This is a genomic window from Qipengyuania sp. L-5Y (assembly GCF_056859455.1).
Genome location: NZ_JBSXOM010000031.1, coordinates 555360 through 565341 on the forward strand (window position 1 = coordinate 555360; position 9982 = coordinate 565341).

At 61.7% G+C, this 9982-nt stretch carries 10 protein-coding genes; 5 read left to right on the plus strand and 5 right to left on the minus strand.

What is annotated here, in order from left to right:
* Positions 1 to 4 precede the first annotated feature (4 nt).
* Positions 5 to 787, plus strand: a complete 783-nt coding sequence (nudC, locus tag AC13F2_RS13575; RefSeq protein WP_482965522.1) for an NAD(+) diphosphatase — start codon at positions 5 to 7, stop codon at positions 785 to 787.
* Positions 784 to 1467: a DsbA family oxidoreductase gene (locus tag AC13F2_RS13580; RefSeq protein ID WP_482965503.1), complete on the plus strand. Its 684-nt coding sequence runs from the start codon at positions 784 to 786 to the stop codon at positions 1465 to 1467. Before nudC ends, AC13F2_RS13580 begins: the two co-directional genes overlap by 4 nt.
* Before the next feature lie 16 nt (positions 1468 to 1483).
* Here AC13F2_RS13580 and AC13F2_RS13585 read toward each other — a convergent pair whose 3' ends face one another.
* From AC13F2_RS13585 to AC13F2_RS13595, 3 genes are all read right to left on the minus strand, one after another.
* Positions 1484 to 1729 carry a hypothetical protein gene (locus AC13F2_RS13585; RefSeq protein WP_221597684.1) on the minus strand — a complete coding sequence of 82 codons (246 nt, stop codon included), beginning with the start codon at positions 1727 to 1729 and terminating at the stop codon, positions 1484 to 1486.
* A 62-nt stretch (positions 1730 to 1791) separates the two neighbouring features.
* Positions 1792 to 3561 (minus strand): methyl-accepting chemotaxis protein, encoded by a 1770-nt coding sequence (locus tag AC13F2_RS13590; protein ID WP_482965504.1) that lies wholly within the window; start codon positions 3559 to 3561, stop codon positions 1792 to 1794.
* 170 nt (positions 3562 to 3731) lie between these two features.
* Entirely contained in the window at positions 3732 to 4121 is a 390-nt protein-coding gene (locus AC13F2_RS13595) for a DUF1489 family protein (RefSeq protein ID WP_103023108.1), read from the minus strand.
* Positions 4122 to 4251: 130 nt separating this feature from the next.
* Between AC13F2_RS13595 and AC13F2_RS13600 the strand changes: the two genes are divergently transcribed.
* Entirely contained in the window at positions 4252 to 5973 is a 1722-nt protein-coding gene (locus AC13F2_RS13600) for a serine hydrolase (RefSeq protein WP_482965505.1), read from the plus strand.
* Between the two features lie 9 nt (positions 5974 to 5982).
* Here the strand turns inward: AC13F2_RS13600 and mgtE are convergent, their stop codons facing one another.
* Entirely contained in the window at positions 5983 to 7437 is a 1455-nt protein-coding gene (mgtE, locus tag AC13F2_RS13605) for a magnesium transporter (RefSeq protein ID WP_482965506.1), read from the minus strand.
* A 101-nt stretch (positions 7438 to 7538) separates the two neighbouring features.
* Between mgtE and AC13F2_RS13610 the strand changes: the two genes are divergently transcribed.
* Complete coding sequence (locus tag AC13F2_RS13610) at positions 7539 to 8000, plus strand: peptidylprolyl isomerase (protein WP_482965507.1); 462 nt, start codon at positions 7539 to 7541, stop codon at positions 7998 to 8000.
* A 93-nt stretch (positions 8001 to 8093) separates the two neighbouring features.
* Positions 8094 to 9443, plus strand: coding sequence for a tRNA (N6-isopentenyl adenosine(37)-C2)-methylthiotransferase MiaB (gene miaB / locus AC13F2_RS13615; RefSeq protein ID WP_482965508.1), 1350 nt, complete (start codon positions 8094 to 8096; stop codon positions 9441 to 9443).
* Here miaB and AC13F2_RS13620 read toward each other — a convergent pair.
* Positions 9432 to 9779: a hypothetical protein gene (locus tag AC13F2_RS13620; RefSeq protein ID WP_482965509.1), complete on the minus strand. Its 348-nt coding sequence runs from the start codon at positions 9777 to 9779 to the stop codon at positions 9432 to 9434. The two genes, miaB and AC13F2_RS13620, sit on opposite strands and share 12 nt — an antisense overlap.
* Positions 9780 to 9982 lie beyond the last annotated feature (203 nt).

Genomic DNA, 9982 nt, shown 5'->3' on the forward strand with positions numbered 1-9982 from the left:
CTATATGAACTGGAAAGCGCGGTTGCTGGCGCTGGACGGGTTGATGCCGTCGCTGGACGATCAAGGGCGGCTGGCATTCGGCACATTGGCAGATGCGCCAGAGAATGCGGAGCTGTGCTTTCTGGGACTCGATGACGGCAAGGCCTGTTTCGCTGCGGTTCCGCCGCGCGGAGACGCCGCTCCGCGCATGGCTAACCCGCAACTATGGTCGTTGATGGCGACACTGCAGCCCGACGATCTCGCGCTATATGGCGGTGCTCGCAGCCTGATCGACTGGCATGCGCGCCATCGTTTCTGTGCTGCCTGTGGCGGTGAGACGGTACTGGCCAAGGGTGGTTGGCAGCGCGACTGCACGCAATGCGGTGCCAGCCATTTCCCGCGCACCGACCCCGTCACGATTATGCTGGTCGAACACGAAGGACGGCTGATGCTGGGCCGCGGTCTCGGCTGGCCCGAGGGCCGCTTTTCGGCACTCGCCGGTTTTGTCGAGCCGGGTGAGAGCATTGAAGAGGCTGTCGCGCGGGAGGTGCTGGAAGAATCGGGCGTGCAAGTGCGCGATGTAACCTATGTCGCGAGCCAGCCCTGGCCGTTTCCGAGCCAGTTGATGATCGGCTGCCACAGCCATGCCGATAGCGAGGAACTTACCATCGACGAAACCGAGATGGCCGAAATCGACTGGTACACGCGTGAGGAGGTTGATGCGGCACTGGCGGGAAACGGCCGCTTCGTCGCCCCTCCGCCGCATGCTATAGCGCATCACCTGATGCAGTGGTGGATAGATCGATGAACAGCCCGCGAACCTTGCGGATCGACATATGGTCCGACGTGATGTGCCCGTGGTGTCTGGTCGGCTGGGGATCCCTGCAGAAGGGGCTGGAACTGCTCGACGGCGAAATCGAGGCGGATGTGCGCTGGCACGCCTTTGAACTCAATCCCGACATGCCGGCCGAAGGGGAAGAAAGCGCCGCGCATATCGCGCGTAAATATGGCTCCACCCCCGAACAGTCCAAGGCGGTACAGGGCCGGATGCGCGAAGCGGCCCAAGGCGCTGGCGTGTCGCTGGATTATGAAGGTCCCGATCCCGAGCCGCAGCGCTGGATGTGGAACACTTTCGATGCACACAAGCTGCTGGCATGGGCTGGCGAGCGGTTCGGACCCGAAAAGCAGACCGAACTCAAACTTGCGCTGTTCAAGGCGCATTTCAACGAGCGTCGCCGCATTGCGGATCATCAGGTCCTGATGGATATCGCCGAAAGCGTGGGTCTCGATCGTTCCGAAGCGCAAGCTGCGCTAAAGAGCGAAGAACTGGCCCATAAGGTTCGCGCGGAAGAGAGCGCTGCCTGGGACCTGAACATCACCGGAGTTCCGGCGATGATCGTAGAAAACAAGTTCATGATCCCCGGCGCTCAGCCACCCGAAGCCTACGCGGATGCACTGCGACGGGTGGCGGCAAAGATTCCGGCCTGATCGCTGCTGCGCCGATCTAGCTGCTGCGCGAATTCTGCATGGCGGAAAGCGTCTTTTCGCCTTTCCGAGCATCCTGATCGGGATTGTCCGAGCCTGTTTCCGGCTCGCGGTTGGCAGGGTCGGTAGCGCTGTTTTCTTCGCCGCGCTTGCCCACACGGCGGTTGACTTCACCGCCAGCGGAACCCTGCTGCGATGGCGTGTCGCCTTCGGTGATTTCCTCGATGAATTCGTTGTCGGGGTGACGCGATTGGCGTTCGGGCATTGGTACATTCTCCTTTGCCGAATCAATGGGCGAGGGAGGGGGCCTGTTCCGAGATTCTGGACTTATGCTGCGCGCACTGATTCCACGAACTCCCGCGAGCGGGCATCGAGATCGTGGGCGGTCAGGTCTAATGTATCGGCAGAAGCGAGTACCTGCTCGCAAGCTTTGCCCGTATTGCGGGCCATCTGTGCTATCTGCGAGATGCTGCTGCCGATGTTGTCGACGCCATTGGCCGCAAGGTCGAGGTTTCGCGCCAGTTCGCGGCTCGAAACCGACTGTTCGTCGACTGCTTGCGCGATGGCGGTCGCCGTCAGTTCGACCTCACGAATGCGCTCACCGATTTGCGCCAAGGCATCGACGCTCTCCCGGCTCGTTGCCTGCATGCCGATTATACGGGCGGCCACCTCGCCGGTTGCATCGCGGGTCTGCCGGGCCAAGTCCTTCACTTCGGAGGCGACGACCGCAAAGCCGCGCCCGGCTTCGCCACCGCGCGCTGCCTCTATCGAGGCGTTGAGGGCGAGGAGATTGGTCCTGTCGGCAATCGCTCCGATCAGATCGACGACACCGCCAATTTCTTCAGCCACGTGAGCCAGCTCAGCCATCTTGGTGTCGGCCAGTTCGGTCGATTGCCGCGCGTCCTGGACCACGCTAGCCGAATTGCCCGCCTGCTTGCCGATCTCCGCTATAGAGAGGGCAAACTGGTCGCTGGCCGCGGCGGCCGCGGTGACGCCGATCTGCGTTTCTACCATGTCGCGCGAAACCTGCTCAACGAAACCGATCGTCTGGGTTGCAGCTCCGGCCATGTCGGTCGACGTTGACTGAAGCTCCCGCGAAGCCTGCGCAACGCTTACGGCTACTTCACCTACACCGCCGCGGAAATCATCGACCAACCGCCGAAGGACCGCATTCTGCTCTTCGCGTGCCTTTCGCTGAAGGTCCGCAAGCGCATCGGCGCTTTCGCGGAATACTACCAGGGCTCTAGCCATTTCGCCGATCTCGTCCTCTCGGCCGGTGCCGGGTATGGCGATGGACCGGTCGCCTCCGGCCAAGCTCGTCATCGCGCCCGTGATCTCGCCCAGTGAATCCGAAACCTGCTCCGAAAGTGCCTTGGCGCCGAGGTGGACCAGCGCGATACAACCCGCGATCAGCGTCAGGGCGATGACCATGGTCCAGGTCTTCAGCGTTTCGAGTGACTGCTGGGCGGCATCCGACTGCGCGATCAAGGCGGCTTCGATGTCTGCCGACTGCTGCGCCAGCTGGTCTCCGCTTATGTCGATCGCGTTCGCCAATGCGTCGCCTGTGGCGGAAGGACCATGTGCATCGATAGACGATTGCAGGGCGCGTAGTTCCGGGCGGAAGCCTTCGACCTGCGTGACCAGCCATTCCATCTGCTCGCGCGAAGCGGCATCTCCACCCTTCAGCGCGATTGTCGCCTCGACCTCGGTGTGTGCCTGTTCGAGCGTCGCGAAAGCCGATCTGATGACCTCGGAATCGCCACTCGCGGCGAAGCGCGAAGCGAAATAGCGGCTTTCTGCGATCGACGTCGCGAGCTGCGCAGCGGCCATAGCGCGTGATGCGCTGGCGCCTGCCTGATCGGAACGGGCGGTGAGGGCGGCTTGTGCGCCGCCAAGGATAACACCCAGCAGAACCAGGATCACCGTGAAGGAAATTGTGAACACGCGGACCTTTCCCGCAATGCTGGTGCGCACGAAGCCATAGCGATGGAGGATGTCATTCCGACCTTCGGCCTGGCTTGTGGCAGCCCGTTCACCCCATAATCGCGGGTGGCCCTTGCTAGCGAAACTATCGGCAAAATTCGGCTGGTCGGTCATGGGGGGCGCTACGCTGTTGAAGTCAGCCGCGCCCTAGGTCAGCCCCCTTACCATGGCGTAAACGATAGAGCGGAAATGCCCGCAAAAACAGATACTTATTACTGAAATCTTCCGGTCGTCCGACGGTCACAATCGTTCTAAAGCAAGGGCTTGTGCCGTGTTCCACCAAATCAGATCAGTCCGAGGCGCTCCAACTTGCCTGCCAGTTTCCCCGGGAGCGCGTCGCCAATGTCCTCGCCTTCGGCCAGATCGCGCGGCACGTCTCCCTTGAGATAACGCCAACCCTGATGCGCACGTTTCGGGCGGGGATGCACGCGGACGAGTTCGGGCTTGAGGTCGATCGACCAGCGCCCGTCAGCCGTCTCGGAAAATCCAATGATTTCGCTGCGTGCCACGATGCTGTGCTGATGGATCCAGTAAAGCGATCCGCCGATGCACTCTTCCCACTTCGTCGGGCGATAACGCGTGGTCAGGTTCGGGCTGCGCCGCTGCGCATACCAGCTTTCGATATCGCCATAGCTTTGCGCCCCGAAAGCGATCTTGGTCAGATTGAGCGGCATGGGGAACAGATGGGATGATGGGGCGCCGCACTCAAGTGCATTTTGCCGATAGTGCCAAAAGCGGCGCGACATTGATCTGATCGGCATCAGGCGTAAGAATGCCCAGGCAATTCAGCCTGGGGAGCGTGCTTTGAACATCAGAAGCCACATCGGGAATGCCGGTATCGTCGCAGCGTTTGTCGCTGCAGCGCCGGCAGTAGCGCAGCAGGCGGACGGCTATTGGCGCGGCAGTCTCGACCTCAACGGCACCAGTCTGACGATCGGCGTCGCTCTCGAGCGAGCGGCGGACGGGGCCCTTGTGGGTACGCTCGACAGTCCGGATCAGAAAGCCTTCGACATTCCGCTTTCGGAAGTGGCGGCTGATGCCGACACTCTATCCTTCTCCGTCCCCGCCATAGGGGCAGCCTATTCGGGCACGTGGGATGCCGAGGCCGCAGCCTGGCAGGGGGTGTTCAGCCAGGCAGGAATGCAGTTTCCGCTGACCCTGAGCGCCGGCCAGCCCCCCGAACGGACCGCCGAGGTCAAACCGCCATCCCTGCCAAACAATTGGGAAATGCCGACTGACGACGCTATCCGGACAGCCATAACCGATCGGCTTGCCGGCAGACCCGGCGCCGAAATGATCGTCGGTACGGTGGAAGCGGCGAATGCGCGCACAATTTCCAGCGACGAGGCGAGCGTGAATGCGCGAACCTTGTTCGAGATCGGCTCGATGACGAAGGTTTTCACCGGGCTTCTGCTGGCCGACATGGTGCTCGATGGGACGGTTTCCCTCGATGACCCTGTCGAGCGTTACCTTCCCGACGGCGCCACAATGCCCCGGCGCGACGGCAGGCAGATCACTCTTCGAAATCTGTCGCAGCAGGATTCGGGTTTGCCGCGCTTGCCCGACAATCTCAGCCCGTCCGATGTCACGGATCCCTATGCGGATTACACCGAGGCGGACCTGCTCGGTTTTCTCGCCGGCTATGAATTGCCCAGAGAGATCGGCAGCCAGTATGGCTATTCGAACCTCGGCGTCGGCTTGCTCGGTTATGTTCTGGCCCGCGCGGCGAAAAGCGATTTCGAAACCCTGCTGCGAACCCGCATCCTTGATCCTCTGGGAATGGAAGATACCGCCATTACGCTCACGCCCGATCAGCAGGCTCGGTTCATCGGTGGGTTCGACGAATATATGCGGCCCACCAGTGCCTGGAATCTGGCGGTTCTCGCCGGCGCTGGTGGATTGCGCTCAACGGCGCACGACATGAATATCTTTCTCAAGGCAGCTCTCGACCCGGAATCTCCCATCGCTCCGGCCATGAAACTGACGCTGGGCGAGACGAGGCAGTGGCCGGGATTCAAGGCCGGTCTTGGCTGGATGATCACTATGGCCCCGGCGGGCGAAGTGATCGGGCACGGCGGCGGGACAGGTGGTTTCCGCTCCTACATGGGTCTGCAGCCGGCCACCGGTCGCGGGGTTGTGGCCCTGACCAATTCCGCCGCCGAACCGTCTGCGCAGGATATCGCGCTTCACGTGCTGATCGGTGCGCCGATCGCGGAGGCGAAAGCCGTTCCCGAAGCGCCTACAGGCGTGGACCGCACGGAAGTGAAGCTGTCGCAGGAACAACTGGACCGGGTTACCGGCACCTATCGGTTCAACCCCGATCTGGCCCTCGTCGTCACGCGGAAGGGCGATCAGCTTATGGCTGCGATCACGGGGCAGGGCGCATTGCCGATCTTCCCGCGTTCGGAAGCGGAATTCTTCTGGCGGGCCGTCAACGCCGAGATCGTGTTTGCAAAGGACAACGGGATCGTCACGGGCGCGACCTTCACCCAGGACGGGGCCAGTTCGCCGCTCGTGAAAGAGTAATGCCGCCGGTCAGCTGCCGACGATACCGCTGGCCACCGCAAGACCGAGAAACGCGAAGAATCCCATGGAATCGGTGATCATGGTCACGAAGACGCTGCTGGCCACTGCCGGGTCCTGATCGAGCCTGTCGAAGATCACCGGCACCAGCACGCCGGCGAGCCCGGCGATGACCACGTTGATGATCATGGCAAGTGCGATGACGCCGCCCAGCATCGGGCGGAAGATCACGCCAGTTGCCAGCCCGATGAGGACCGCGATGGTCATGCCGTTGAGTACTGCCACGCGCATTTCCCGCAGCAGGATGCGCCGCGTGTTGCTGCGCGTCAGCTGGTTGGTGGCGATTGCACGGACGGTCACTGCCATGGTCTGCGTGCCCGCATTGCCACCGATGCTGGCGACGATCGGCATCAGCACGGCAAGGGCAACCAGTTGCTCGATCGCTGCGCCGAACATGGCGATGATGAGCGATGCGACCAGCGCCGTGCCCAGATTGGCGATCAGCCAGCGAACACGCGCGGAATAGGCTTCGCGGATCGGTTCGTTGATGTCGCCATCACCCGCACCCGACATCAGCAGGGCGTCTTCGCCCGCTTCTTCGGAGATGATGTGGACCACGTCGTCGACCGTCATCTGGCCGACTAGCCGATCGTTCTCATCGACCACGGCAGCGCTGATCAGATTGTATTTCTGGAACATCAGGCCGACCTCTTCCTGGTCAAGCATGACCGGGATGAGCGTCTGATCGCGCTTCATCACGTCTGCCAGCGCTACATTGCGCGGCGCACGCAGTACCCATGACAGGGCGCAGGTTCCCACCGGATGATGCTTTTCGTCGACCACGAACACTTCGAAGAATTCGTCGGGCAGGTCGCGCCCGTCGCGCAGGTAATCGATCAGGTCGCCCACCGTCAGATGTTCGGGCACGGCCACGAACTCGCGGCTCATCAGACGGCCGGCGGTTTCCTCGGGATAGGACAGGGCGGACTGGATTGCGATCCGGTCCTCCAGTTCGACCTCGGCCAGAATGGCGCGCTGGTCGGCCTCGTCCAGATCCTCGATCAGCTGGACGGCGTCGTCGGTTTCGAGCTGATCGACGATCTGCGCCACGGCCTCGGGCGGCAGCGCTTCCATCATGTCCTCGCGGACATAATCGTTCAGCTCGGCTACCACCTCCGACGTCATCAGATCGGTTATGGCGGCGGCTAGCTGGTAGCGTTCCTGCCGTTCGAGAAGTTCAAGAAGGTCGGCAATGTCGGCCGGGTGAAGCGGCTCGACCAGTTCGTAGACCGCCTTGGTGTCGCCCTCCTCGAGCGCATCCTCGACGGCCCGGACGAACTCCGGCTTGAACGTATTTTCCTCGTCCATGCGCTCGTCGTCGATGCGGTCGTCCGGGCGACCTTCCTCGGCCGGCTCGTGCGCGAGCAGGAATCCGTCTTCATCGAGGGGGCGGTCGCTCTCCGACATGAGCATCGCTCTAGGCACCCGCCATGGGATTGCAAGCAGAGGGTGACACGCTCTGCACAATCCCTATGTAGGCGCCAATCGATTTACAGGAGACACGACACATGGCTGAGAAGCTGACCTTCACACTCGACACGGGCGACGGCGAAAACAAGGACGTGGTAATCAAGCTGCGCCCCGATCTGGCTCCGGGCCACGTCGAACGGATCACCGAACTCGTCGGTGAAGGATTTTACGACGGCGTCGTTTTTCACCGCGTCATCCCCGGCTTCATGGCGCAGGGCGGCGATCCGACTGGCACCGGCATGGGCGGTAGCGACAAGCCCGACCTGAAGGCCGAATTCAACAGCGAACCGCACACCCGCGGCACCTGCTCGATGGCCCGCACCCAGGTGCCCGACAGCGCGAACAGCCAGTTCTTCATCTGCTTCGACGACGCCGAATTCCTGGATGGCCAGTATACGGTCTGGGGCCAGGTAGAGAGCGGCATGGAGCATATCGATGCGCTGCCCAAGGGCGAACCGCCGCGTGACCCAGGCAAGATCGTCAAGGCGACCGTCTCGTAACCGATCCGGTCAGCAATTAGACGGGAAGGGCGGCCATGTGCCGCCCTTCTCATTGAAGGAACCCCTCTTCTTCGCTATTGGCGCACACCTGCTATGAAACCGACCACCGCCCCCAAGACCTACAGGGTCAAGAGCTTCGGCTGCCAGATGAACGTCTATGACGGCGAGCGCATGGCCGACATGCTGGACAAGCGCGGGATCGTGCCGGCGCCCGAGGGCGAAGAAGCCGATCTCGTGGTCCTCAACACCTGCCACATCCGCGAAAAGGCGGCAGAGAAGGTCTATTCGGACATCGGGCGCCTTACCAAGGCGGGGCGCAAGGTCGGCAAGGAACCTCTGATCGCGGTAGCAGGCTGCGTCGCGCAGGCCGAAGGCGAGGAGATTATGGCTCGCAGCCCGGCGGTCAGCATGGTTGTCGGCCCGCAGGCCTATCACCGCCTGCCCGACATGCTGGACAAGGCGGTTCAGGGCGAACGGGCCACCGATACGGACATGCCTGCCATTGCCAAGTTCGCGGCCTTGCCGGAGCGGACAAAACGCTTTCCTACAGCTTTCCTTACGGTGCAGGAGGGCTGCGACAAGTTCTGCACCTATTGCGTCGTGCCTTATACGCGTGGCGCGGAGATTTCCCGCCCCTTCGCCGATCTGGTAAAGGAAGCGCACCGTCTGGCGGAGCGCGGCGCGCGTGAAATCACGCTGCTTGGGCAGAACGTCAACGCGTGGAGCGGTGTGGATGCGAAAGGTGACAGTTGCGGGCTGGACGGGTTGATAAGAGAGCTTGCCAAGATACCGGAATTGCAGCGTATTCGCTACACGACCAGCCATCCCAACGATTTTGAAAAAGGGCTGGTTAGGTGTCATGCCGAGGTCGAAAAGCTGATGCCCTATCTGCACCTGCCGGTGCAGAGCGGATCGGACCGCGTGCTCAAGGCGATGAACCGCAGTCACACGGCAGACAGCTACCTGCGGCTGCTGGAAGATATGCGCGCCGCGCGCCCCGATATTGCGCTTTCGGGCGATTTCATCGTGGGTTTCCCCGGCGAAACCGACGCGGAATTCGAAGAAACCCTCGCGCTGGTCGACGAGGTCAAATATGCGCAGGCCTTCAGCTTCAAATACTCGCCGCGCCCCGGCACGCCCGCCGCCACGATGGACGGGCAGGTGGCAAAAGAGGTCATGGACGAACGCCTCCAGCGCCTGCAGGCGGCTCTCAACCGCGATCAGCTCGCATTCAACGAGGCAAGCGTCGGAAAGACCTGCCAGGTCCTCGTCGAACGCAAGGGCAAGCTGCCGGGCCAGTGGCTCGGCAAGACCCCATGGCTGCAAAGCGCGTGGTTCGAAGGCGACGTGGCGATCGGCGATCTGGTCGAGGTGGAACTGCTCGAAGCGGGCCCCAACTCGCTGAGCGCTAGGCTGCGCGATCAGGTAAGATCATTCGTCTGAGCTTGGTTCTGCGTTGAGTTTCAAGGCACGCTTGCGGTAGGCGGACCATGTTGCATCATGAATCTGTGCACCTCGCGCAGTGCGAGGAAGGTTATACAGTGCCTTAAGATAGGACCAGTCAAATGGGCTCAGTCCACCCGGTGCCAGACCGCCATTGTTGAATAAAGACAGGATAGTCGGCGTAGTGTGTGGTTCGCCCTCTGGTATATCGTTCACGGATGCGAAACTGCGCATGGACACATAGTCGGCCAGTTGGCGCACAGTCTTTCCAGGGACACGTGACTTTTCAATGATCACCACCGAACCAATCATATCGACCCTGATCTGTTGGGCCATGCGTGTCGCCATGAAGGGGTCTGCCGTATATACTTCTCGTGGCGGACAACTTGGAAAACATTTAAGAGCCTGACCCGAAACTAAGTTGGGTGATATCAGCGAGTTAGCTTGACGGCCAAATCCAGGGCTGATTCAGGAGTTTTGCGAAGAACTTCTGGAGATCAGTGATGTGGACCGATACCACCCGTTCGCAGTATGCGCGC